Origin of the sequence: Ferrimonas sp. YFM (assembly GCF_030296015.1) — a bacterium.
Lineage (GTDB): Bacteria > Pseudomonadota > Gammaproteobacteria > Enterobacterales > Shewanellaceae > Ferrimonas.
This window is the reverse complement of sequence record NZ_AP027368.1, coordinates 579,449-604,249: the sequence shown is the minus strand read 5'-3', so window position 1 is coordinate 604,249 and position 24,801 is coordinate 579,449. Positions and strand designations below refer to the sequence as shown.

23 protein-coding genes are annotated in these 24,801 nt (G+C 56.9%); 12 read left to right on the top strand and 11 right to left on the bottom strand.

What is annotated here, in order from left to right; translation table 11 throughout:
- Positions 1 to 67: 67 nt before the first annotated feature.
- Positions 68 to 1,525, bottom strand: coding sequence for a catalase (locus tag QUE41_RS02865; RefSeq protein WP_286341452.1), 1,458 nt, complete (start codon positions 1,523 to 1,525; stop codon positions 68 to 70).
- Positions 1,526 to 1,758: 233 nt separating this feature from the next.
- Between QUE41_RS02865 and QUE41_RS02860 the strand changes: the two genes are divergently transcribed.
- From QUE41_RS02860 to QUE41_RS02835, 6 genes are all read left to right on the top strand, one after another.
- Entirely contained in the window at positions 1,759 to 2,043 is a 285-nt protein-coding gene (locus tag QUE41_RS02860) for a hypothetical protein (RefSeq protein ID WP_286341451.1), read from the top strand.
- A gap of 41 nt (positions 2,044 to 2,084) precedes the next feature.
- Positions 2,085 to 2,705, top strand: coding sequence for an esterase/lipase family protein (locus QUE41_RS02855; RefSeq protein WP_286341450.1), 621 nt, complete (start codon positions 2,085 to 2,087; stop codon positions 2,703 to 2,705).
- A 292-nt stretch (positions 2,706 to 2,997) separates the two neighbouring features.
- A complete protein-coding gene (locus QUE41_RS02850; RefSeq protein ID WP_286341449.1) occupies positions 2,998 to 4,602 on the top strand; it encodes an Ig-like domain-containing protein in 1,605 nt (534 codons plus the stop codon).
- 101 nt (positions 4,603 to 4,703) lie between these two features.
- Positions 4,704 to 5,585, top strand: a complete 882-nt coding sequence (locus tag QUE41_RS02845) for an AraC family transcriptional regulator (protein WP_286341448.1) — start codon at positions 4,704 to 4,706, stop codon at positions 5,583 to 5,585.
- 240 nt (positions 5,586 to 5,825) lie between these two features.
- A complete protein-coding gene (locus tag QUE41_RS02840) occupies positions 5,826 to 7,433 on the top strand; it encodes an Ig-like domain-containing protein (RefSeq protein ID WP_286341447.1) in 1,608 nt (535 codons plus the stop codon).
- 112 nt (positions 7,434 to 7,545) lie between these two features.
- Positions 7,546 to 8,427, top strand: coding sequence for an AraC family transcriptional regulator (locus QUE41_RS02835; protein WP_286341446.1), 882 nt, complete (start codon positions 7,546 to 7,548; stop codon positions 8,425 to 8,427).
- 3 nt (positions 8,428 to 8,430) lie between these two features.
- Here QUE41_RS02835 and QUE41_RS02830 read toward each other — a convergent pair whose 3' ends face one another.
- On the bottom strand, positions 8,431 to 8,673 hold the full coding sequence (locus QUE41_RS02830; RefSeq protein WP_286341445.1) for a hypothetical protein: 243 nt from the start codon (positions 8,671 to 8,673) through the stop codon (positions 8,431 to 8,433).
- Between the two features lie 214 nt (positions 8,674 to 8,887).
- Here QUE41_RS02830 and QUE41_RS02825 point away from each other — a divergent pair, with 214 nt between their 5' ends.
- The 3 genes from QUE41_RS02825 to QUE41_RS02815 all read left to right on the top strand — a co-directional run bounded on the left by QUE41_RS02825 (position 8,888) and on the right by QUE41_RS02815 (position 13,112).
- Positions 8,888 to 10,858 carry a putative bifunctional diguanylate cyclase/phosphodiesterase gene (locus QUE41_RS02825; RefSeq protein WP_286341444.1) on the top strand — a complete coding sequence of 657 codons (1,971 nt, stop codon included), beginning with the start codon at positions 8,888 to 8,890 and terminating at the stop codon, positions 10,856 to 10,858.
- A gap of 312 nt (positions 10,859 to 11,170) precedes the next feature.
- The gene (locus tag QUE41_RS02820; protein WP_286341443.1) at positions 11,171 to 12,139 is read left to right on the top strand and encodes a LysR family transcriptional regulator; all 969 of its coding nucleotides are present in this window, start codon (positions 11,171 to 11,173) and stop codon (positions 12,137 to 12,139) included.
- A 4-nt stretch (positions 12,140 to 12,143) separates the two neighbouring features.
- Positions 12,144 to 13,112: a LysR substrate-binding domain-containing protein gene (locus QUE41_RS02815; protein WP_286341442.1), complete on the top strand. Its 969-nt coding sequence runs from the start codon at positions 12,144 to 12,146 to the stop codon at positions 13,110 to 13,112.
- Here the strand turns inward: QUE41_RS02815 and QUE41_RS02810 are convergent.
- From QUE41_RS02810 to QUE41_RS02795, 4 genes are all read right to left on the bottom strand, one after another.
- Positions 13,109 to 13,984, bottom strand: coding sequence for a LysR family transcriptional regulator (locus QUE41_RS02810; RefSeq protein WP_286341441.1), 876 nt, complete (start codon positions 13,982 to 13,984; stop codon positions 13,109 to 13,111). The two genes, QUE41_RS02815 and QUE41_RS02810, sit on opposite strands and share 4 nt — an antisense overlap.
- 16 nt (positions 13,985 to 14,000) lie before the next feature.
- A complete protein-coding gene (locus QUE41_RS02805) occupies positions 14,001 to 14,315 on the bottom strand; it encodes an SMR family transporter (RefSeq protein WP_286341440.1) in 315 nt (104 codons plus the stop codon).
- Positions 14,312 to 14,620 (bottom strand): SMR family transporter, encoded by a 309-nt coding sequence (locus QUE41_RS02800; protein WP_286341439.1) that lies wholly within the window; start codon positions 14,618 to 14,620, stop codon positions 14,312 to 14,314. The genes QUE41_RS02805 and QUE41_RS02800 overlap by 4 nt, the downstream gene beginning before the upstream one ends.
- Before the next feature lie 100 nt (positions 14,621 to 14,720).
- On the bottom strand, positions 14,721 to 15,632 hold the full coding sequence (locus QUE41_RS02795; protein WP_286341438.1) for a LysR family transcriptional regulator: 912 nt from the start codon (positions 15,630 to 15,632) through the stop codon (positions 14,721 to 14,723).
- 93 nt (positions 15,633 to 15,725) lie between these two features.
- Between QUE41_RS02795 and QUE41_RS02790 the strand changes: the two genes are divergently transcribed.
- The 3 genes from QUE41_RS02790 (at position 15,726) to QUE41_RS02780 (ending at position 18,673) form a co-directional block, all read left to right on the top strand.
- Complete coding sequence (locus QUE41_RS02790; RefSeq protein WP_286341437.1) at positions 15,726 to 16,028, top strand: monooxygenase; 303 nt, start codon at positions 15,726 to 15,728, stop codon at positions 16,026 to 16,028.
- Between the two features lie 71 nt (positions 16,029 to 16,099).
- Complete coding sequence (locus tag QUE41_RS02785; RefSeq protein ID WP_286341436.1) at positions 16,100 to 17,023, top strand: M14 family metallopeptidase; 924 nt, start codon at positions 16,100 to 16,102, stop codon at positions 17,021 to 17,023.
- 207 nt (positions 17,024 to 17,230) lie between these two features.
- Entirely contained in the window at positions 17,231 to 18,673 is a 1,443-nt protein-coding gene (locus tag QUE41_RS02780; protein WP_286341435.1) for a hypothetical protein, read from the top strand.
- 51 nt (positions 18,674 to 18,724) lie between these two features.
- On the opposite strand, the gene QUE41_RS02775 is transcribed toward QUE41_RS02780, so the two are convergent.
- The 5 genes from QUE41_RS02775 to QUE41_RS02755 form a co-directional block, all read right to left on the bottom strand.
- Complete coding sequence (locus tag QUE41_RS02775; RefSeq protein WP_286341434.1) at positions 18,725 to 19,660, bottom strand: VirK/YbjX family protein; 936 nt, start codon at positions 19,658 to 19,660, stop codon at positions 18,725 to 18,727.
- A gap of 262 nt (positions 19,661 to 19,922) precedes the next feature.
- The gene (locus QUE41_RS02770; RefSeq protein WP_286341433.1) at positions 19,923 to 20,711 is read right to left on the bottom strand and encodes a hypothetical protein; all 789 of its coding nucleotides are present in this window, start codon (positions 20,709 to 20,711) and stop codon (positions 19,923 to 19,925) included.
- Between the two features lie 196 nt (positions 20,712 to 20,907).
- Positions 20,908 to 22,803 carry a putative bifunctional diguanylate cyclase/phosphodiesterase gene (locus tag QUE41_RS02765; RefSeq protein WP_286341432.1) on the bottom strand — a complete coding sequence of 632 codons (1,896 nt, stop codon included), beginning with the start codon at positions 22,801 to 22,803 and terminating at the stop codon, positions 20,908 to 20,910.
- Positions 22,800 to 23,312 (bottom strand): putative pterin-binding protein, encoded by a 513-nt coding sequence (locus QUE41_RS02760; protein ID WP_286341431.1) that lies wholly within the window; start codon positions 23,310 to 23,312, stop codon positions 22,800 to 22,802. Before QUE41_RS02760 ends, QUE41_RS02765 begins: the two co-directional genes overlap by 4 nt.
- Before the next feature lie 385 nt (positions 23,313 to 23,697).
- Entirely contained in the window at positions 23,698 to 24,633 is a 936-nt protein-coding gene (locus QUE41_RS02755) for a LysR family transcriptional regulator (RefSeq protein ID WP_286341430.1), read from the bottom strand.
- Positions 24,634 to 24,801 lie beyond the last annotated feature (168 nt).

The window sequence follows — 24,801 nt, the reverse complement described above, 5'->3', positions numbered from 1 at the left end:
TAGCAATGGCAACGCCGCCTCAACAAGAGACGGCGATCACAGTTTCCACAGGGTAAACCGGGTTCGGTCAGGCTTTAACCGCCTCGATGGCCCGGGCCACCCGCTGACCATACTCCTCATCCGCCTGATAGAAATGGGCCAGCATCCGCTGCTGCACCGAATCACTGGCCTGACTCAGGGTGGCGGCGATGGTGTCCGCCAGGGCCTGACGTTGGCTATCGCTCATCAGTCGGTAGAGATCGCCGGCCTGGGCAAAGTTCTCTTCAGCAAAGCGATCGTACCTGTCCAGATCTCCGCTGATCTTCAATGGCGGCTCGGCAAACTGCGGCTGCTGCTCCGGACCTCCCTGGCTGTTGGGCCCATAGCTCACGCCACTCTCCTTGGCATCACCATGGTAGGGGCAGCCTGTTCCCGCCATGGCTCCGGCTCTCTGATAGTGGTTGGCCTGGGCCGCATGGGGGCAGTTCACCGGCAGCTGGTTGTAGTTGGCCCCGACCCGGTAACGCTGGGCGTCGGCGTAGGCAAACAGCCGCGCCTGCAACATCTTATCCGGAGACGCGCCCACCCCGGGCACCAGATTGGACGGGGCAAAGGCCGCCTGCTCCACCTCATTGAAATAGTTCTGCGGGTTGCGGTTCAGCTCCAGAATGCCCACCTCAATCAGCGGATAGTCCTTGTGGGGCCACACCTTGGTCAGATCGAAGGGGTTGATCTGGTACTGCTCCGCGTCCAGCTCCGGCATCACCTGCAGATAGAGGGTCCAGCTGGGGAAGTCACCGTCGGCGATGGCACCATAGAGATCACGCTGGGCATGGTCCGGGTCTATTCCCTTTAATTTGTCCGCCTGCTCATTGCTGAGATTCTGGATCCCTTGGCGGGTCTTGAAGTGGAACTTCACCCAGAAGCGTTCTCCCTTGTCGTTCCACAATGAGAAGGTGTGAGAGCCATAGCCGTTCATGTGTCGGTAGCTGGCAGGAATCCCCCGGTCCGACATCAGGATAGTGACCTGGTGTAATGCCTCAGGGTTGAGAGACCAGAAGTCCCACATCGCTTCCGGGTCTTTCAGGTTGGTCACCGGGTGACGCTTCTGGGTATGGATGAAATCGGGAAACTTGATGCCGTCTCGCAGGAAAAACACCGGAGTATTGTTACCAACTATGTCGTGGTTACCATTTTCGGTGTAAAAACGCACCGCAAATCCCCGGGGATCGCGCTCCGCATCGGCACTGCCCGACTCTCCCCCAACGGTGGAGAAACGCACCACCACTTCGGTCTGCTTTCCCACCCCATTGAAGTGGTCCGCCAGGGTAAACTCAGACATGTCCCGGGTCAGGGTAAAGGTGCCGTAGGCGCCGCTTCCCTTGGCGTGAACCACCCGCTCGGGAATCCGCTCTCGGTTGAAATGAGCCAACTTTTCAATCAGGTGCCAATCCTGCAAAGCCACCGGGCCCCGAGCACCAAAGCTTTGGCTATTTTGATCATCGGCGATGGGTGCGCCGTTCTGTGCGGTCAGTCGTTTGCTCATGATTCTGCTCCTGGGCGCCACAGCGCCACTCAATCCACTCATAGAGGCCTTGCCACATAACCCCTCCGTTAATCGACAAAATCAATTGTGGACCCCACCATCAATTTAATAAAACGAGCAAAATGCATCCCTGTATTCGCTTTTATCGATTGAGGATTTGAGCTAAAGGTTGAAATACATACAGGAGCGATCCGGTCTACCCTGAAGAATGAGGTAGCAAATGGAGAAGCACTATGAAGTCACTGTTATTGGTAACTCTGGTTTTCAGCGGCGCAGCCATGGCCACTGGCGGCGGCGGCGGCGGCGGCTATCCGGGCCCGGCATACGCAAATGCAAACTCTGCCACCCACTGTTACGATGCACAGGGTAAGCGCATCAAGAACAGCGCCGACATGAAGAAGGAGCGTCAATGCCCCGTCACCGGCAACGATGCCATCGACCTGTTGAACTACAACAACTTCTACGGCAACAAGCCCAAGGGTGAAACCCTGAGTATGATCCGCTCCCAGAATAAATAGGGTATGCTGAGGCCCCGGCCTCATTTAAGGATCAGAGAATTATGCAGTTGGTGATGCTACATGGACTGTATATGCACCACACCATCATGCGGCCCCTTGCCGCCCAGCTAAGCAACCTGGGCTGGCAAATTGAGGGGTTCAGTTACAACAGCCTGGCCATTGATGCCGGGCTGTTGTTTGAGCGCCTGTCGGCCCTGTCACGTCCGGGAGAGCCCCAGTTTCTGGTGGGACACAGCCTCGGCGGGGTGTTGGCGCGACGTTATGCCGAACAGATGGAGCTCCCCGAAGGCTCGCGCATCGTCACCCTGGGTTCACCGCACAAGGGCGCCGCCATCGCCCGCCGCCTGGCCCAGTGGAAGCTGGAGGGCGTCATGGGCAATGCCCATCAGCATGGACTGCTGACCAACCCCAACGACCACTATCAAGGCTCGGCAGAGCTTGGCAGCCTGGCGGGCAACGCCGGCATCGGCGTGGGCCGACTGCTCCTGCCCAACGAAGAGTCGGATACCGACGGTACGGTACTGGTTGAGGAAACCCGGCTGGAGGGGTTTCACGACCACATCATTCTGCCCCACAGCCACACCTCCATGCTGTTCTCCTCCGAGGTCGCCAGACAGACGGATCTCTTCCTGAGGCAAGGGCGCTTTCAGCAGCCTGAATAAGCGACTCCCCCCTCTAGCCAACAAAAAGTCTCCCGCGAGGGTACTCCATCTTATGCCTAGGTCCCCGTCACGGAACTGACCCGGGACCAGGCTGATTTTGAGCCTGATCACAGCTCCCGGGCTGCCAGGATCACACTCTCAAACTCAGGTACACAATCGGCCTGTTTGCGGCTTTTTGTTACCTGTTTTGTCCCCGGTTTCAGCATTACTTTCACAGGTGCACAAACCTTTTTGCCCAGGCATCCACTCCGCCTCGGCACCAGACTGTGTCACCTACCAAAGGGAAATGATGATGAAACTCTACGCGCTCAATGCGCCCCTCAAAACACTGACCGCAGCCATGCTGCTCAGCCTGCTGAGCGCCTGTGGCGGCGATAACGACAATAACAATGGCGGGGACCCGACTCCCCCCGGAAACACGACTCCTGTTGCCAACCCTGTGGACGCCAGCGCCACCATGGGCAGCCCCAGCATGATTGATGCTCTGGCCAACGACACCGATGCCGACGGCGATGAACTCACCCTGGAAACCGTTACCCTGTTCGACGGCCGGGGTGTCGCCACCATTGATGGCAACCGCATCCGCTTCGAGCCTCTGGAGGTGGGGACCACCATCCTCAACTACAGCATCAGCGACGGCAACGGCGGCCACGCCAGTTCCACGGTGACCATCTCCGTCGCTGCCCAGGCGCTAAGCTACGTGGGCTCAGAGGCCTGTCTCTCATGCCATACCGACAAGAAGAGCTACCTGGAGACGGGCCACAACTTTAAGCTGACCAAGGTGAACGGTGAAGAGCCCATTTACCCCTTCACCTCCATCTCCGGTGCCCTAGACCTGCTGGATGTGCACAATACCCTGGGTAACCCCAATGGCTGGGAGGACATCAGCTACGTGATTGGTGGCTACATGCGCAGCGCCATGTTCATCGACCAAAATGGTTACATCTTCTCGGGCGACAAGGCCGGTGTCGGCGTGGCGCCCAAAGGGGGGCAGGTACCCTATGCCTTCCCCTACAGTGCCAACGATGCTCCCGACTCCCACGGCTTCGATTACTGCGGTCGCTGCCACACCACAGGCTGGAGGGACTACACCGAGGGCAGCCACGACAACCGCAACCTCAACCGCCAGGATGACATGCCTGGCATGGGCGGCACCTTCGCCCTCACCGGCATTCAGTGCGAAGCCTGTCACGGCGCCGGCCTTGCCCACATTCAAAAGCCTTCCAAAGACAACATCGTCAAGGTGGCCGAGGCACGCTCCACCAACGATTTCCTGGCAGAGGATATGGGCTTCGGCAAGCCTATCGCCTGCGCCGAGTGTCATAGCACCGATGATGCAGTAAGGCGCTATCCAGACTACGTGTCGCCTCATAACCAGGAGTTTGGCGGCGACAGCCTGGAAGCGCGGCTGAAGGTGATGACCGGCTTTGGCCCCGAAGGCCGTCGTGATGGCCGGGGTGGTCGTCAGGCGGCAACGGAACTGCTGGGCACCGATCCGGACACCGGCGAGGCCATGGGCAAGAAGAAGGGCTTCACCTGCTCAACCTGCCACAACCCGCATCAGTCCAAAGTCAATATGGATAAACCCGGCCACGAAAACGCCATGGTGCGCCAGTGTACCGACTGTCATACCCAGGAGTTCAATAACGCTCCGGGCAGCGACATCGCCGCTGCGGCCCACGAGTTCACCGCCACCTGCCTCGATTGCCACATGCCCGGGGGCTCGGACTCGCACATGTTCAAGATCGATCTCGAGGGGGCCAAGGATGACCCAAGGCACTTCTCGGCGGACGGTGACTACGTGAAACCCTGGCTGCGTGCTTACGACAGCTGCTCAGGCTGTCACGAGGAGGACTACGACGAGCGGGCTGTCCGCATCGGCACCATCCACAACTAAAGCCAAAGGCCGGCGACCATGGTCGCCGGCTTTCCATAAGCTTACTGACACCTCCTGATGGAGGTGTCATCATTGAACGGCAGGCTTTAACAGGAGATCCCGTGGACAACAGCGATCCCATTCCCGACGTCAGCTATCGCCCCCCCTCCATAGAGGAGTCCGGCATCGAGATACTCGACCTCGAGCTGTTTCGAAGCAGGCTGAAACACTACCACTTTGACCCTTATAAGCCCCACAGGGTGAAATACTACTGCTTCCTCTACATCACCGAGGGTCAGGGGGAGCACCTGATCGACTTTGAGCGCTACCCCTATGATTCCGGCAGTGTCATCTTCATCAACCCCAATCAGGTGCACGCATTCGACGCCAGTGACCGTCCCCAGGGCAAGATGATCAACATGACCCCCGCCTTCTTTGCCAAGAGTGCGGCCAATATTCGCACCTCCTACTTCATTCCCACCCACCTGAACCGGGCCTCCTCACCGGTTCTTCAGCTGTCTCCCCAACTGAATCACAGTTGTCACGCCCTTCTCAAGGAAGTCAGCCTCGCTCAACAGGAGGGCGCCGATGATGAGTTGGTGGTCCAGCTGCTGTTTATCGCCCTGCTGGTCAAGCTGGGCCGGCAACGCAAGAGTCATCTGGCTCATTTGAGTGAGCAACAAAAGGAGCGCTTCGGCCAGTTTCTCAACCTGGTGGAGCAACACTACATCGAGGCCCGGGAAGCCAGTCAGTACGCCCAGTGGATGCACACCAGCTACAAGAGCCTCAATCAACTGTGTAAGAGCTGCTGCGGCCAGACCGCCAAGCAGCTGATCGACTTCCGCACCATACTGGAGATCAAGCGCAAGCTGGTGATGGATGGGTTGTCGACTCAGGAGACCGCCTCGGATCTCAGCTTCGAAGACAGCAGCTACCTGAACAAATACTTCAAGCGGCTGACCGGACAGACTCCGGCCGCCTTTAAACGGGACAATGAGTTTTAGCGCCCACCCCGCTTCAACAAGCCTAACCGGTTTTGAAGAGGTGTATTTTGAGATCCGGCTCCGCCTCAAGGACGGCGGCGATCACATTCCCGTCACAAGGTACATTAACGGCAATTTTCGAGACTTTTCCGACCTGTTTCCTTGGTGAGTTCACCATTACTTTCCCTATTGCACAGCCCGGTTCCTGTTGGTCCCTGCCCATACAGGTTCCACCGTGTTACCTACTACAGGGAAATGATGATGATGAACCCCACCGCGCACCATGCGCCCTTGAAGACGCTGACAGCGGCCATGCTGCTCAGCATGCTGACCGCCTGCGGCAGCGATGACAACAACGAGGCGTCCGTGACGCCTCCACCTCCGCCGCCCCCGGCGGCAAATACGGCCCCGGTCGCCAATCCGGACACCGCCGAAGCCACCGTTGGCACGCCAGTCACCATAGACCTGCTGGCCAACGACACCGACGCCGATGGTGACCCCCTGACCCTGACCCGGATCGATCTGACCGAGGGAAGCGGCAGCGTCTCCATCGAGGACAACAAGGCTGTGTTTGAACCAGAACAGGCCGGAGAAGCCAAGTTCACCTACCTGATTACCGATGGCAAAGGCGGTGAAGCCACCTCCACCCTTACCCTCTCCATTCAGGCCGAGCCTGTGGTTCAGCTGAGCTATGTGGGCAGCCAAGCCTGCCTCACCTGCCACAGCAACAAGGAGAGTTTCCTGACATCCGGCCATCCCTTCAAACTTAATAAAGTGGTCGACGGTCAGATGCCCGAGTACCCCTACACCAACATCATTGGTGCACTGGAGATGCTCGAAGGTGTGGTCAACCCGAGCGGTGCCCCGGAAAGCTATGAGGATGTCTCCTACGTCATTGGCGGCTATAAGAAACAGGTGATGTGGCTGGACCTGGATGGCTACCGCTACACCGGCGACAAGGTAATCGGCAAGCTCGACGAAGATGGTTACGTCTATGAGATGTGGTCCTGGGGAGACAACCTCGGCCCAGAGCGAGCCCCCTTCTATTGCGGCCGCTGTCATACCACAGGCTGGAAGGATTTCACCTCCGAAGAGGGCGATGATCGCAACCCCCACCATCAGGATGGCATGGAGGGGATCCTGGGCACCTTCGAACAGCCCGGCGTCCAGTGCGAATCCTGCCACGGCGCCGGCAGCGACCACATCATGGCTCCATCCAGCAGCAACATTACCCGCCTGGCCGAGCCTCGTACTGTGGCACAGATGACAGCTGAGGATCAGGCCTTTGGCCAAGCGGTGGCCTGTGTGGAATGCCACACCCATGGTGGCGACAAGTCCTACCCCGAATACCTGACCCATTACACCGAAACCTTTGGCGGTACTGATGCGGTCGGCGGCCTGGTTGCCAAAGGCGCGGGTGGCCGAGGTGGACGCGGTGGTCGTGTCGCGGCCGACACCATGATGGGATACGATCCGGATACCGGTGTGGCCCAGGGCAAGAAGCGCAACATGCACTGTAACACCTGCCATGAGAGCCATATGTCCACGCACTTCAGGGATAAGCCAGGACACGAAGGGGCCTTGAAGAAGGCGTGCACCGACTGCCACCAGATGGAGTTTGCCAACGCCGAAGGCGGCAACGGCATGGCGGCCATGATCCACGGCAGCACAGACTGCACCAGTTGTCATATGCCCAGTCAGTCACACCTGTTCAAGGTCGACATCTCCGCGCCTTCCGAGGATGGTCACCACTACTCCGAGGATGGCCAGTACAGTCAGCCCTGGTTGCGCCCCGCCGACTCTTGTCAGGGCTGCCATACCGAGGACTATGACGCCCGAGCCGCTAAGATGAAACAAGTGCACCTCTAAGGTACCCTGCTCCGGGAGGTGTCAGCGAATCAGGCTGACACCTCTTTTTTCAACAACAAGCCTTCGGGCTTTTGCACAGACACTGTAGCGGACCCTCGCGAGAAGCCGACTAATGGATAGAATCGACGACATTCCCCAAATCACCTACGACAGCCCCAGGCTTCGTAAGACAGGCATGGACATACTGGACCTCGAGGAGTTTCTCCAGGACATCTGTGCCCAGGGCGCCAACCCCTATCAGCCCCACAGGGTCAGTCACTTCTGCCTTATCTTTGTGGAGCAGGGGGAGGGGGAGCACTTTATCGATTTCCACTCCTATCAGTATGAGCCGGACTGCATCATCTTCCTCAATAAAGAGCAGATACACGGGTTCGACAAAGAGAGGAAGATCCAGGGCAAGCTGGTGCTGATGACCCGGGAGTTCTTCTCCGCCAGCTCTGCCAACATCCGCACCTCCTACTTTGTCCCTGTGCATCAAAGCCTGAGCGCGTTTCCGGTGCTTCATCTCTCCGAGGAGTTGAATGAAAGTTGCCGGGCAATGCTGACCGAAATGACCCGGGCCCTGAGCGAAGGACCGGACAGCGGCGTCATAGTGCAGCTGCTGCTGTCGGCCATGCTGCTCAAACTGACCAAGCAGAGGGAGAGTCACCTTATCCACCTGAGTGAACATCAGAAGGAGCGCTTCGGGGAGTTCCTGCGGCTGGTGGATAAGCATTACAGCGAAATTCGGGAAGCCAGCCAGTACGCCCAGTTGATGCACAGCAGCTACAAATGTTTGAACCAGCTATGTAAAACCTGCTGCGGCCACACCGCCAAGCAGCTGATCGATTTTCGGATTATCCTGGAGATCAAGCGCAAGCTGGCCATGGATGGGCTGTCGGTCCAGGACGCCGCCTTCCAACTGGGGTTTGACGACATCACCCACTTCATCAAGTACTTCAAACGCCACACAGGCAAAACCCCGGCAGCCTTCAAGCGAGAGCAGGAAACCTGATCTTCAGCTCTCCTCCTCCGCCTCGTGACGATAGATCTTCACCAGGTAGTAGGCATCGATGATCACAATAAAGGCATTGACCAGCATCACCGGGTAGGCGGCAATGGCCCAGCCGTACAGCACGAACAGGGCGGCCCCAAGCAGGTTCCACCACCTCAGCTTCTTGATGTCCGCCATGGTCAGTGAAATCGCCACCACGATGGACGCGGCGTAGCCAACCCAATCCCATATCCAGTGCAGTTCCATGCTTCTCCCTCCAGTCGTCCCTCCCAGTGTAGTCCCGGGACCAGGGTTAGTCAGTCCGGCCCGCCATAATGGTCCTACCAGATCGCATCCCCTATCTGATTGGTGTTTCGAACCTTTTAGTGATTATTAAATGCATGTTAACCAATGAAATAGGGTTAACAAATGATGAATTTGATACACTGCCGCTTCCGATGGAATTCAGGGATACAGCCGGATGGCGCAGACAGGAACACCCAAGCTGGGATCGAAGCACATGGCCAAATGGATGTTTGCCGCGTTTCTCCTGGTTACTGCCATGTTGGCCTCCATGAGCTGGCTCAGCGTCAAGACCGGCTTCATGGTTCAGGAGGACTCCCGGGAGATGGTGGAGCGCCACATCCCTGAGCTGGAAACCATCGGATTCCTGCAGCGGGCCCTGAGCAACAGGGTCAACCAGCTCTATCTCTACTACGCCACCACAGAACGGGATGCCTATCTCTCAGGCAGCCGCTTCGAAGATGAGAAGATAGACCACAGCATCGATTACCTGATAAAGCTGGGCATCAGTCGCCAGGACGCACTGGCTCTGCGCGCCACCCTCACCAAACTGCAGCTGCATGCCAACAACTTCGACCGGGAGATGGCCCGCCCCGACAGTGACTGGGACAGGCTGAGAGAACACCTGTCCGACGCTCAGGCCGCCGCCGTCGAAGCCCAGGGACAACTGGACCTGTGGCAGGCCAACATCCGCATGGTGACCATGCAGGACAGCGAATCCGCCCTGACCGAGGTAGATCGCCTGGCTCAACTGCTGTCCGGCTTTACCATCGCCATAGTGGTGGTCTCCCTCTTCGTTCTTGTCGCCCTCTACTCAAGACTGAAGGACAGGGACCAGCTGTTCCGCTTTGCCTTCTACGACAGCCTGACCGGCCTGCCCAACCGCCGCTCCCTGGAAGAGGCACTGCAACAGACCCAGCAGGAGGGAGAGAGCGGTGCCCTGGTGTTGCTCAAGCTGGAACGCTACCCGCTGATCACCGGCACCTATGGTCACGCCTTCGGCGGCGAAGTGATACAACACATCGGCAAGTGGATTCAGGAAAAGCTGCGCCTCAGCCCCTGTGACGCCATTCTCTACCGCTACAATGATGACACCTGGGCGGTGCAACTGACCTGCAGCAACGAGCCCGAGCACCTCAAGCAACTGGCCTGCTCCCTGTCCACCATGTCCGATGACCCCTTCTGCATCGGTGACCGCCTGCTCAACCTGAGCGTCAAGATTGGCATCACCCGCTACCCCCAAGATGGTTCAGACAGCGACAGGCTGATGCGCAACGCCGATGCCGCCATTCACGCCCTGGTGGAGCCTGGACGTATCTACCGCTTCTACGACGCCGAACTGACCGCCCGAACCCAGCGCTGGCTGGCAACCGAAAGCGCCCTGCGTAATGCGCTCAGAGACGATGAGTTTGAGCTTTTCTACCAGGCCAAAGTGACCGCCAACGGTGCCCAGGTGGCCGGGGCAGAAGCGCTGATACGCTGGCGCCGAAACGGTGAGCTGGTCAGCCCAGGGGAGTTCATTCCCGTGGCCGAGCAGTCTGGCCTGATCATGCCGCTGGGCAACTGGGTACTGAATGAGGCTTGCCGCCAGTTGGCGCAATGGCAGGCCAGGGGCATCACCACCTGCCCCGTGGCGGTCAACGTCTCCGCCCAGCAGTTTCAGGACAGTGGCTTCCCTCAGCTGGTGGCCAAAACCGTGGCACGCCACCGCATCACCCCCGGACTGCTGGAACTGGAGATCACCGAAGAGGTGGCCGCCAGCGATCCTCAGAGAGTGGTGGACACCATGAAGGAGCTCAAAGCCAGTGGCGTCACCATCGCCATGGATGACTTTGGCACCGGCTACTCCTCCCTCTCCTATCTCAAACGCCTGCCAATCGACACCCTGAAGATCGATCGCGCCTTCGTCTCCAACCTGGACAGGATTCAGGACAACGCCGCCATCGTAGATATGATTCTGGCCCTGGCCCATCAGGGCGGACTCAAGGTGGTGGCCGAAGGGGTGGAAACCGAGGCGGAGTATCAGGTGCTGCAAGACAAGCAGTGTGATCTGGTTCAGGGCTTCCTGTTCTCCCGTCCAGAGCCTGCGGATCAGTTTACCCAGAAGCTCTGTCAGACGACCAAATCGGATGCTCTCCAAGAAGCATAATAAATACAAAGAAGTAGCGTCGACCCTTATTCCAAGTAGCGTTCTGGCGCGACTCTTTTGAGTTCAGGAATATTGAGGATGCGGCCGAAAACGACCTGAAATATGTTTGAGGATTCAACTGATATATTGAACATATCCCTAACCAGCATCAATTTCACTTATTGCAAGAATCAAAAAATCAGTCACTTATGGCTAGTTTTAGCCTGTTTAACAATAAAGAAAGTACAGAATTCGATACGGTTCTGTGATTTGTATCAGGAAACCCATATGTGCAATACCGTATAGTTGCACAAAACCGATATGGGCCCGGTGATGGACAGACTCAAAGACATCAATATTTTCTCATTCCAGGTGTTTGTGCTCGTATATGAGTCACTGAACTCGCTCAGTGTTGCCCAAACCCTGAATGTGCCCGCCTCCAAGATCAGCCGCTGCCTCAACAGCCTCCGCCATGCCCTGGATGATCCGCTGTTTTACCGTAAGCAGTACGGGTTCGAACCCAGTGAGATGGCCACTCGCATCTATCCTGAGATGAAGAAGATCCTGGAGCTGGCGGGCCAGGCATGCACCGTAGACATGGACGACAACAACAGGCTGAAACAGGAACTGACCATCGCCTGTCCCACCGGATTGTGCGTCAAGCTGTCCCGAAGCCTGCAGAAACATGCCCAGCAGCATGGCCAGCACTTCACCTTTATCGTCAAGCCCATCAATCACCATGTGGACAGTGAGATCCAGCATGGCAATGTGGACGTGGCCATCTCCTTTGAATCCAGCAGCTCCGAAGGGGTGAAGAGCGAATTCGTTACCAAGGGAACCGGCCTCTATGTCGCCGGCGGCAATGATCACCCCATCTGGCAACGCTCTGTGAAACCACAGCTGGCGGAGATCATCGATTACCCCTTCATTGTGGCGGACTGCCCCGCCTTCAACGATCGCATCGACCCCCTTGAGGTGTACGCCAATGACATCCATCGCAGCCTGGAGGTGGAGGTTAAGGTCAGCGGCCTGACGGAGCTGGCGGACCAGTTGGACAACTCATCCAGCCTGACTTTCGTAGGCCAGAAGTACGCCGCCGAATTCCTGGATCGCATGTCGGACATCAAGGTGCGCCGACTGCCACAGGATCAATTTGACCTGCTGCACCAGCGCATGGGGGTGCCCAGCTACTTCCTGCTGAGCCCGCCCCGAGGACGCAACCTGCCCGAATGGTTGCTGCCGGCCATCAGCGAATTTGTCACCAGCGCGGTGGTCTTGCCTGAACCCGGCGAGGAGGAGTAACAGAGTGCCAGCAACCAACATAGATAAACTGAGAGACATCAACCTCTTTGTCATCCGGGTATTTTGCCTGGTGTTCCAGCACGGCAACTCCATCGCCGTCGCCAGCATCCTGGACGTGCCGCCATCAAAGATCAGCCGCAGCCTGAATGCCCTAAGGCAGTCGTTCTCCGATCCGCTGTTTATTCGGCGTCAGCATGGATTCGAGCCCACTCCGCTCTCCTGCCGCCTTTACCCCATCCTCAGCCGGCTCTTAGGCGAGTCAGAGTCTGTGGCAGCCATCAGCCATTTTCAGGAGATGGATCAGCACAAGAACTTGCATATCGCCACACCGCCTCAATTGGCGATCAACCTGATTCAGAAGGTGCGGCACGCGTCGGACACCCATGATGACCCCCACAGTGTTCACCTGCGGATGTTCAACGACTCCAGCCTGGATGATCTGGCGGCCAACCGAACCGATGCGGTACTCAGCTTTACCCCGGCTGAGCGTGATGGGGTGATCTCCAAGGCGATCGCCTCCCCCAAGAAGGTATTCCTGGTGGCCAGGGAAAACCACCCGGTGTGGAACAATCCGGTACTGGAGGAGATAGCCCGTCACCCGCAGATCCTCTATGGCAACAGCTGTTACCCCAACAGCCAGTCGCCGATGAAGTTCTACTGCCGCCGCAAGGGGGTGCCCTTCAAGCTGGACTCCATCGCCTCGGATATGGGGGCCGTAGCCCACTCCCTGCAAGAATCCGACGCCCTGTCCGTCCTGGAATTCGACTCCTGCGCCAACTTCTTCAAGGAGTTTAAGGGCCTTAAGGCGATTCAGCTCAGCTCCGAACAGTTCGATGAGCTGGTGAGCTACAAGACCCCGAAAACCATCTACCTGTGGCTCAGGCATGACAGTGACGGCAGGGTCACCACCCCCTTCTGGCTGCAACAGATCCTCGAGCAGCACATACGTCAGGCATTGGGACTGGCCAGCTAACGGTATTGCGCCAAAGAACTCGAGAGTCTGTCGCACAGGCTCTCGCTCACCACCCCAAGGCTGGCCTGCTGACGACAACACACCTGATAGCTTTGCCACTGCTGGTTTGGCTGGCAGTCCAATACCTTGAGAGATTCCCGTCTCAGCCTGGCGCTGAGCAGCGGTGAGGGTAACCAAGCCCACCCCACCCCTTGCTGCACCATGTCCCGAATCTGTTCGAAGCTGGACAATCCCAGGAAGTCGCTGCTGAGCCTGTGGGCAGTGTCCACCCCGCTCAGCCCGGCACTGGCCAGGGTGACCTGAGTATTGAGGGCCAAGTCCTCCTGGGTCAGCGCCTTCTGAGCAGCCAGGGGATGAGAGCCATCACTCACCAGCTGCAGCCTGATCTCGCCCAGGCTCCAGCGGCGCACCTCCGGGTGGCTTGGCAAGGAGACGCCAAAGCCAAGATCCACCGCTCCGGAAGCAACCTGCTGGGGCAACTCGCCGGGCGTGGCCAGAACCACCACCAGGCTGAGGCCGGGATAGGTCCGCTTTACCTCGATCAGAATCTCCTGCCAGAGAGACTCTGGCAGGGCATCATCCCGGGCGATACACAGCCTGTGTTCACCGGTTTGATGAAACAGCTGGCACCTGCGGCTTATCCGCTTCTCCATGGCCAGCAGGCGTTCACAATCCTCCAGCAACGCCTCCCCAATCTGAGTCAGGGTGATGGCATTACCAGAGCGGTGGAACAGGCTGACCCCAAGTTGATCTTCCAGCGCCGAAATCGACATGCTCACAGCACTGCGACTCTGCCCCAGCTCGGCGCCTGCACGGGCCAGAGACCCCAGCCGGGCGGCCAGGGTGAAGTGCAATACCTGTTGGGTGTTCATTCCTTCTCCTCATCATTCATCCCAGCTTCATCAACAACACAGACGCGGTCATCAGGGCGATGCCACACCAGCCCACAGGCTTGAGTTTCTGGCCGAGCAGCAACCTGCCCACCACAGCGGTGCCGATAATTCCCATGGCGCCCCAGCTGGCATAGGCCACGGCCAGATCCATGCCCTGAACGGCTTGGGCCAGCAGGGTAAAGGCGGAAAAGATCAACAGCAGAGTCGCCACCGCCCAGCTGCGCCGGGCAAAGCCGTCAGAGCGTGTCGCACAGAAGTTGGCACCTATGTCCAGCAGCGCGGCGACGACCACCAGAGTAAAGGGGCTCATGAGGTCACCTCCCCCAGGTTGACCATCACCAATCCCAACAGGCAACCGCCCAGGCCCAGCGCTACCGGCAGGGTCACTGTCTGTCCCAGTGCCACCACAGAAAACAGGGTGATCAGTGCCAGGCCGGCCCCCTCCCACACCGCATAGGCCACCCCGATTGCGATGCGCCGCGCCGCCCTGGCCAGGAAAAAGTAGGAACAGCCGATCAGCAGATAGAGGCTCAGGTATTTGGCAACGCCATCATCCATGACGCTCATCATACTGGTACCCGCCACCTCTGTGGCCACTGCCAAGATCAAAAACAACCATGAAATCCCCATAATAACCACCAAATAAAGCACATATTTCACTAAGATCCTGAAATGAGCTTAATGGGGCTCTGGCAGATTCACTCGTCGCTGAGCGTCAGAAATACTTACCCTCAAAGGATGGCTGCTGAGCCTGTTCCAGCAACATGGCGTACAGCGCCCGCGCCGCAACCCCGGTCTGCTCGCCTTTAGGCAAGCAAAGGTTCAGGGGCACCTGATAGCTGCCGCCTCCCTCCAGAGTCAGCGGCACCACCTCAGATGGCTTCCCCTGAGGCAGCCGATGGGCCGGCATTCTGCAGAAACCGATTCCGGCTCTGACCGCATCCCAGGCATGATCGAAGTTGTCCACCGTCACCCTGAGCTGCGAGCGCAGCCACCCCACATCCTGGTGTTCACTGGGATCCCCCTGCCCCAGATCTCGAACCACGATCTGGGTGTGGCTGATCAACTCCTCCACGGTCACCGAACTCTGCTGCGCCAGGGGATGGCTGTGCGCCACCACCGGCACCATGGTCACCACGGCAAAGGGGTCACTCAGATGGTTCTCTATGGGCAGGGTGATGATGGCCACATCCGCCTGACGCTGGGTCACTGCCCGTTCGGTAGCTGACAGAGAGGTTTCACGTATCTGTACCGACGTTCCTCTAAACGCCTCGAAAAACCGCGACAACGGCTCCATCAACCACTGACGACTACAGAGATGATCCACCGTCAGGGTGATCTCCGACTCCACCCCCTGGGCCATTTGCCTGCTGACCGCTTCCAGGGTCCTGGCCTGCTCCACCATAGGCACCGCCCGCCTCAACAAGGATCTGGCCTGATCGGTCAACACAGAACGTCGCTGCTCCACCCGGATCAGCTCCATGCCCAGCTGCTGTTCCAGCTTGCGCAGGGCATAGATAAGGGTCGTGTGGCTCTTGTTCAATGCCTGAGCCGCCCCCTGTATGCTGCCTGCCTGCTCCACCTCTATCAGGGTCAGCCATTGCTCCAGCGTCGTTTTCAGCTTCATGGTCTATATCTTCTACACATTGGCTCTATATTTTGCACTTTATCATGATTTTTTAGACCAATAATATGGAGTCTCACCAAGAGGAGACCCCTTATGAAAACCATGTTGCAAGTCGACTTCCCCTATCAGGGCCCCATGGGACAGGCCATGAGCGAACAGATGAAAGAGCTGGCCGAATCGATCAATCAGGAGCCGGGAATGGTATGGAAGATCTGGACAGAGAACCCGGAAAGCGGTGAGGCCGGTGGCATCTATCTGTTTGAGGATGAAGCCAGTGCCCGGGCCTATCTGGAGATGCACACCGCCAGGTTGACCCAATGGGGCATAGGCCCGGTAAACGGAAAACTGTTTTCCGTAAACGCGCCCCTGTCCGCCATCAACGGAGCCCCCCTGTAGGGATGGGCTACCCCGGTTGCCTCTCTGTCTCTATACTGGAGCCTTCAAAGGAACCCGAGACAGGGAGCAACATGAGTCTTACCCCCTTCTACCCCATAGGCACCCCAGGCCAACCCTGGACCCAGGCCCATAAAGAACAGTGGCTGGCGAACATCAGCCGCAAACGCAGCTATCAGGAGGAGGTGGTCAGCAAGATCACTTTGCTGCAGCAGAAGTTCGAACTGGTGCAATACGGCGCCCTCAGCCTTGACCCGGCGCGCTATCCGCTGCTCGCCCTGAAAAGCCGTAACTGGAAGGACGGCAAGCCTGTGGTACTGGTCACCGGCGGTGTCCATGGTTACGAAACCTCCGGCGTCCACGGCGCCCTCGCCTTTGCAAACACCCAGGCCGCCAGCTTCGAGGGGCAGTTCAACTTCCTGATTGCCCCCTGCGTCAGCCCCTGGGGTTATGAGGTGATCAACCGCTGGAACCCTCAGGCTGTGGATCCCAACCGCTCCTTCTATCCGGACAGTCCCTCAGAGGAAGCGGCCGCCCTGATGGCGCTGGTCAGTTCCGTGGGCACCGTCCCCCTGGCACACTTTGACCTTCATGAAACCACCGACAGCGATGAGGAGGAGTTCCGCCCCGCCCTCGCCGCCCGTGACGGCAAGCCCTTTGAGCCCGGAGTCATTCCCGACGGCTTCTATTTGGTGGGGGACAGCGATCAGCCTCAGCCTGAATTTCAAAAAGCGATGATCGACGCTGTCCGTCAGGTGACCCACATTGCGCCCCCAGACGATCAAGGCAATATCATCGGCGCGCCGCTGCAGCAGGAAGGTGTCATCAACTACCCCACCAAGGAACTGGGGCTGTGCGCCGGCCTCAGTGACGCCCGTTACGTCACCACCACCGAAGTCTATCCAGACAGCCCCACAGCCACCCCGCAGGAGTGTAATCAGGCTCAGGTGGCCGCCGTATGCGGTGGACTTAGGTTCATTCTAAACACTGAACGCTAGATGAAGTCGGGGCTTATTGAGCCCCGATTCTTTTCAAGACTTACAGGCACTCCGGTCTTACTCCCCTTCACGCCATATAACTTTGCCTACAAGCCAACGCCTGCTCCTCTGAAGCTTTATTTCAGATCAAATCCTAATCTGAAAAGTGCAACTCATTAGAAAACATCGAGATCACTGCACCTTCCTTCGCTTTAAAGGATTAGAGCAATGAATAGAATCTATCTGCTGTGTATCGCAGTTTTGGCCTCATGGAGCGCATTGGCCGACAGCGATTATCCGGACAACCTGCAAGTCAAAGAGTGTAACTTCCAAGTTCAGGGGCAATGGTGGAATCAATCTCCGACTCAAGGATACCCACCTCTTGTTGTCGCCAATAACCCTACGACAGGAGAGCCGGAATTCTGCGAGTTTTACCAGTTCTCCTGGGATTGGATGAGATACCTGGTGTCCCCTGTGAGTCAGGACAAGTTCGATGAACCACGCTGGCAGGATCAGTCACTCTTCCCTTTACTTGAAACCCGAGGCACGAACTCCTGCGACGATAGCTACCCGGCCAACGCCCTAATGGTCCGCTCAATGAAGTCGATGAAGGACAGCTCTCCCTTCGTCCTGCCAGAGCGCATTGACCAGGCATTCGCAGACGCGATCTATGACCAGAACGGCAATATTGTTCTGTATGAGATCCGTTTCAGCCAAAACCTCTGTGATGTAACGAAGATACAGAGTCAGCCCAACTTTCCCGGGGGCACACTGGAGATGAAGACCGCCTGGCGTATTCTCGGTGACGATGAAGCCAACAGCGGAAACTACTATGTGATGCAGGCGGTAATCGCAGAAAACAGTGTTGAACGAACCCAGACTCTGACCCTGGGGCTGGTGGGACTTCATCTGGCCATCAGCGCTGATAATCATCCCGAAATGGTGTGGGTGACATTAGAGCATCAAGACAACAACCCCTTGTGCGATGACTTGGGCCCAACAGTAACCGGAGGGCCCTGGTCTTTTACCAGTGCCTCCTGTGCTCAGACGCCTTCAGATTGTCAGTTTAACCAGACCGTCAAAGCCGCCGGCCTGACCAAGACAGGTCTGCGTACCGAAATCTGTCAGGGATATGCTCATGCCAGCAAGCCAGATGATCGCGATTACAGTCTCAATACCCAGCTTGTGAATAAACTCAACAGCTACATTGGCGGAGAAGACTCCATCTTTGCCCAACAAGGCACACCAGAGTCACTGCAAGTTTGGAAAAACTACTTTGTCGTGGGAGCACTTTGGGTATCCGATGTCGAGAAAGACTCCACCCCGGATAATCAACGTGGTTCTTTGCAGTTGGCCAATACCGTGATGGAAACGCAGTTCCAACGAGACGCCCCTTGGGGTAAAGGAACGATGAACTGCTTTGAGTGCCACAATTACAGTGGCACAAAAAGCAACACCTCACCTTCGGCTTTCATGAGCCACATCTTTGACGACATCGTCAAGGATATCGATGCCCCCCCATCGCCTATCTGTCCCAAGCCAAATTACAAAGGCAACGTACCCGTGGATGGAGGCTCCATCACCATGTGCAATGCAGTCTGCACCCCAGGAAAATGGACCGGAGGGGTTAAGGGACATGGCCTCTTCGCCACCTGCGAATGCTGTCCATAGTCCCTTGAATGAAAAAGGAGGCCTGGGCCTCCTTCTCCTGCCGCCGCGCCATCAATGCACCATCAGTGCCTTGAGGTTGCTGCGAAACTCGGTTTCAAGCTCATCCAGCCATTGGTAACGTTTAGTATAGAGCCGGCGCTTACTGCGTTTGAGCTCCGCCACCTCCTTACGAGGCAGGGTCAACGGCAGGGCATAAAGATAGGGGTCCACCGGCTCGGCGCCATGCTCCAGCCAAAGGGTGTCGTAATCGAAACTCACCTTGCCGCGCTTTTTACGCCCCAGGTACCTAAGACTCTGATAGATGTGACCGCGGTTGGAGACCCCGTAGACATTGGCAAGCTGAAACTCCCGGGCCAGCATCAGCAGCAGCTCGACGATCAGCGCCTTGGGGCGGAGGCCATGCATCGCCTTGGTCAGGGAGCGAATCACTTTCTCCCTGCCCTCAACCTTACTCGACGGTCCCTGCACGGCACCCACATACAAGCTGCCGTTCTGCCGTGATGACAGACTGAACGTAGAGGAGAATACGCCAATATCATTGGCATCCCTTAAGGCAATACCCAGACTTCCCTCTTTATTGTGCCCCTGCTCAATATAGAGGTTATAAGTATTTCCATCCTCATCATTGATCTGGAGGAGCTTAACCTTTTTATAGGTATAAACCTGATCAATGGTGTTTGGGAAAAGTTGAGAAAGAAGCTGGAAGTGGCTGGCCACCTCGGCCATCCTTCGCCTTTTATTCCAGCTGCGGCAAACATAGGGTTTAAAGGGCTTCTGAATCACCTTGGGATTGAGCCGAATCACCGGAGTCAGCGCCTCACACCTCAGCAGCGAGGAGAGTTGCCTTATTCCTTTGGAGTGCATGAAGCCCCAGGTCATAAATGAGGTTGTACGGAACAGACGGCGCAGGGCGCCCTGATCGCCGTGAATGTCGTTGGCCAGAGAATAGAGCTCCCTGACAAAGCTCACTTTGTCATTCGATTGCATATTTACCCTTCAACAACCAAAAGTTAATTCATGCTCAAACCAAATCAAATTGATCACCAGAGACAAACAATGAATTAACTTAACAAGATAAGGATGAGTGCATATGTGACTTGGCAAATAACTGCCAAGAAACTAATTTGCGCGAAGAATAAAACAGCTAAGAAATATAATTTTGGATCAGGGGCGGAAAAATAAATTCCCTTACATACGATGACAGTATGTTTGAAAGTAAATAAAACAATACACTTGTGTGAAGAGAGGGTCAGCTAAAGTGACGGACCCGCTCCTCATAGAGCTTCTCCAGGGCCTCAGCCACCGTCAGCCTGTCGTCCCGGTCCAGATAACGCTGCACCGCATTGACCACATAGCGCCGGGACTGGTTATGGCTCTTGGCAAACTCGCCACAGAGGCGGTTCATCTGGCGCGTCTCCAGCTGTTTCTGTTGCTGCTGTTGCACAGAGAGGATCACCGCCTCCAGGTTATCGTTGTGCTGCTCCAACCCCTGCGCCAGCTTGCCCTGGCTGATGCCATACGCCTTGGCAGAGTGCTCCAGAGCGGCCTTAATCCCCTCGAAGCGCTGACCAAACACCACCACAGGCTGGCTGACCGCCTGCTCCACAGTCACGCGACTGCCGTCCACCTCATAGGTAAACCCCGGATAATTTGCCCGCCGGTGGGATTCCTCACCCAGGGTCAGGCCGGCGGCAATGCTGTGCTTGAGCGAGCGATCGAGATCCGCCACCTCCTCCTGGCTCCAGCGCAGATAGACATTGATCGCCTTTTTGTACTTGGCAGCCAGCTTGGCCTGAGCCACATCACGGCGCTGCTGCAGCAATCCCATGGTGCAGCCCTTCAACAGGCTGACGCACTCCTTGCAAGCCGGAACCTGCAGGTTGTCCGCCGCTTGGCGGTGATGCTCGAACGCCCCCCAATGAGCCTGTGGTGGCGCAAAGTCATGCTCGGTGGCGATACAGCCACAATAGAAGCAGGTATGGAAATGGGTTTCATCAGCGGCCCGGAGCAGCCGATAGCGTTCATCCAGTTGGGTCATTGGTGAGATGCGTTTTCAGTCAGGGGGAGACATTCTAGCCCAAGGGGAAGAGGGTTGGCGACCGCCTGACTGGCCGAACGTGTGAAATGGGAAGGCACGAACGGAAGCGGTCGCCGTAAAACTAGTGCCTTTACTCCGGTATAAGTCAGAATCGCTCTCATTTCCAGTCAGAGGCGGGAATTTCCGCCTTTCGCCGCTAGCTCTGCAACAGCTCAACGGAGGCATCACTGCTCAATATCTGCCCTATCTCACCACTGGGCAATGGCTTATACAGCAGATAACCTTGGGCATATTCACACCCCTGCTGGCTCAACTGGCGGAAGCTGCTGTACTCTTCGATGCCCTCGGCCACCACCTGCATTCCGAGACCATGGGCCATATGGATGATGGCTCTGATCAGCTCCACGTCTCTCGGGGATGCTTCCAGCTCTCTGACGAAGCTCTTATCTATCTTAAGCTTCTGAAATGGCATTTTTTTCAGATGACTTAGAGAGGAGTGCCCTGTACCAAAATCATCCAGTGCCAGCTCCACTCCCAGCCCCCTGAGCCGGGACAGAATCTGCGGCGAGGATTCAATGTCCTGCATGGTGGTGTCTTCAGTCACCTCGATCACCAGCTGCTCCGCCGGCAGACCGGTCTCGGCCAGCACCCGCTCCACCATGGCCACCAGGTCATATCGGCTGTACATCATGGGTGAGATATTGACCGACACCTGGGGCGGATTCAGGCCCTCGCATCGCCAGGCCATATTCTGATGACAGGCCTTGGTCATCACCCAGAAATTGAGAGACTCCGCCAACCCAGACTGCTCGGCGAGGGCCACCACCTCCAGCGGCGAAATATCCCCATAGACAGGGTGGCGCCAGCGCAGCAGTGCCTCGACCAGGATCACCCGCCGGTCCACTACAGACACTATGGGTTGATACAACTGCTGCAATTGGTCCTGGGCAATGGCACGCTTCAGATCCTCGGCGAGGATCCGCTTGCGCAAGGCCCTGTTCTCCATCTCCTGCTCGAACAGACGGCAACACATCTCCTCGTTCTTGGCGGCGTACATGGCGGTGTCCGCATTGTTGAGCAGTTTGTCGGGCTGAAGGGCATCCTCAGGAAACAGGCTGATGCCTATGCTGAGCCTGGGGGAGATCCGCTGCCCCAGAATGGTCACCGGCGTGTTGATCTCCGCCGCCAGCTGCCGGGCAAACACCAGGGCCTGATCCCTTCCCGTTACCCCCTGCTGAAGCACGCCAAACTCATCACCCCCGAGCCTGGCCACCAGCTCCCCCTTGCCAATGGAGTTTTTCAGTCGGGCCGCCACCTCCCGCAACAACTGATCCCCGGCGGCATGTCCCAGTTGGTCGTTGATCTCCTTGAATCCGTTCATGTCCATCATATAAACGGCGACCTTGTGCTGTTTCCGCCTCCCTTTGGAGATTGCCAGCTCGAGGCGTTTCTGAAACAGATTGCGATTAGGCAGGTTGGTAAGACTGTCGTGCAGCGCCTGTCGACGATTGTTGCGGCTCTCACGGATCACCAGGATCACCAGAAACGCGCCACTGAGCAGGAGCCCAAGCAGATAGATGTTGGCCTCATACTGAAGGTCAAACACCCGCTTGAGACTGAACAGAGCCCTGTCCCCGGAGAAGCTGCGCACATTCAGCTGCCGCACCTGCTCCTCCATAGGCGCCAGCTGTGTCAGCAGCTCCAGAGCGCTCACATCCCCGTCGGAGAGAGCCATAACCTGTGAATCCATGCGGGTCAGGGATGCCCGCAGCTCCTGAAGCAGTTGTTCGACCCCAGGGTGGCCCCTGAAGTCCCGGGCCTCCTCCCCGACTGCCAATACCTCAACCCGACTCCAGAAGATCTCAAATCTCAGCCTGGCCTCATCGGCGGGCAGATCGGACAGGGCAACCCGCCGAAACGCATGCTGCAGCCTGATCAGTTCCATCTCCAGCTCCGCGGCAGACCAGCTGACCGTCTTCATGGAGAGGGAGAGCAGATTGGTCATCTGACTGTGGCGCTGACTGCTAATGACCGAGCTGAAGGCAAACAGCAGCACCACACAGGTGAGCACCAGCAGCTTAAATCTCTTCATTCAAGCACTTCCAGGTAGCGAAGTTGCCAGATCATCTTTTCATGAAACTTCACCTCATCCAGCTCCGGGAAATCGGTCAAAGGCAGCACCAGCCAGATGGGCCCCTTATCCCTGACCCGCATCTGTTTGCCATCCACATGGGTCGCCAGCAGCAGGGGGTAGTGTGCCAGCTCCGATAAGTCGAGGTAGGTAAAGTAATCATTGAGTGCACGGGCTTTGATTCGCTGACCTGAGGCTCCGAGATAGTGCAGCAGATCGGTCAGCAGCACCCCTTCATATTTATGCGGCTTCTCCGTCCAGGGGGTCAGGGTGGTCACGCTGCTTTGAGGCAGCTGAGCCAACATCGGTCGATCGAGTCGAGCCTCCCCAGCTGCATTGGTTCGCGCTATCTTGCCACTGATGGTCAACAAAACCTGCCCCTGAGGCAGGTCAAGCTCTGCAGCCGACGCCAGAGAAGTCAGAGAAAAGGCCAATACAACTGAGGCAAAACGTTTCCACATGCTATTCATATTTATCATCTTTAACGAATTTTCTCGGACAACTGACGTGCCTTTCGAATAAGAAATCCCACAACCGAGCCGCACCCCAGCCAAATAGAAATGCGAAAATTTCACATATGAAGACGAACGTTGAGAGTGCCGAATGTAGCATGAATGGCGTGAATGAGAAGGGGTGAAAGCAAATCTAAAAACAGGATTTAGAACAACTTACAAGACATAAATAACCAGCACTGATGCGGAAGATGGCGGCCAGAATTCGAGTTTTTCATATTATTTAATTAATTAACCAGCGCCTCGATGCACTCCCCCAATCATCCGGTGGGAGCATAAAAAGATCCTCCCCCAGAATAGAGTTAATACTCTCACCCAGTAACAAACTCAATTCTCTCAAGATTTAATCTGGCAGCACCACAGAGTCGGAAACATAGTCAAAAATCGCGTCAATCAGCCACTCCGGGTAACTGTGCTGGCGCGAAGAGCTGAGCAGGAAATGGTTAGGGGCCCCCATGCGACCATGAAGCAACTCCATCTGCCCGGGAGGAAGGCGTTGTACCCTTATCCCCTCTATCCGCTGCAGCAAGGTGACCGCCGGCAGCCCGCCGACAAAGGAGAGTGACTGGGTGTCCAGGAGTTGGTTGGCCAACTCGGCAATGTCGCACACCCTGGCCTCAATCTTAAGCTCACGGCCCAGATCCCGGGCATAGACCTCAAGGGGATCGATCCTGTCGTTAAAGGCAGGAATGCCATTGACCACGAAGGGGAAGCGGATGATCTCCTCCAGCATATTGTCTTCATCCACCTGCCATATGGGGTGGTGCTGACAGCCCACCACAAACACCGAGTTGGACTGGGTGATGAATCGGCTGTTGACCCCGTCCGCCACCGAGGCTTCGTTGGAAATGCTGAGATCGATCTCCCCCTGACGGATATCGCGCTCCACGTAGTAGTTCGTGGGCTTAACCACGAAGGTGCAACTCTGGTTGTGCTGTTCCGCCAGCTTGTTCAAGTACAGTGACAGGCCCACCCTGAGACCGGACGGTGCGGCGATGCACACCTCCCTCTTGATTCGGCTGTGTTCATCCAGGTCCAGAGAACAGGCCTGCTCAGCCAGCTCCAGCACCCGCTTCATCTCGGGGTAGATACGCACGGCCATCTCACTGGGCTCAAAACCATACTGTTTCCGGTGAAACAGGGGATCGTCCAGGGCATGACGCAGCTGATTCAGGATTCGGCTCACTTTCGAGGCAGGCACATTCAGGGCCTGAGCCACCGTCATGGAGTTCAGAGACTCATAGACAAGCACAAACACCTGGAACGAAAAGATACTCACATCATTGAGCCGCTTCATCGATTTCCCCGACATCCGAAAAAGCTAATATAGGCGATCCCTTGGCGGGCTTTACGGAGATCCGTCACGGAAATGCAGTCACTCATAACACTAAGCAGAACTTTATTTTCCTTTATTATTCATGATCTTTATTGCACCAAAAAAAAGCGC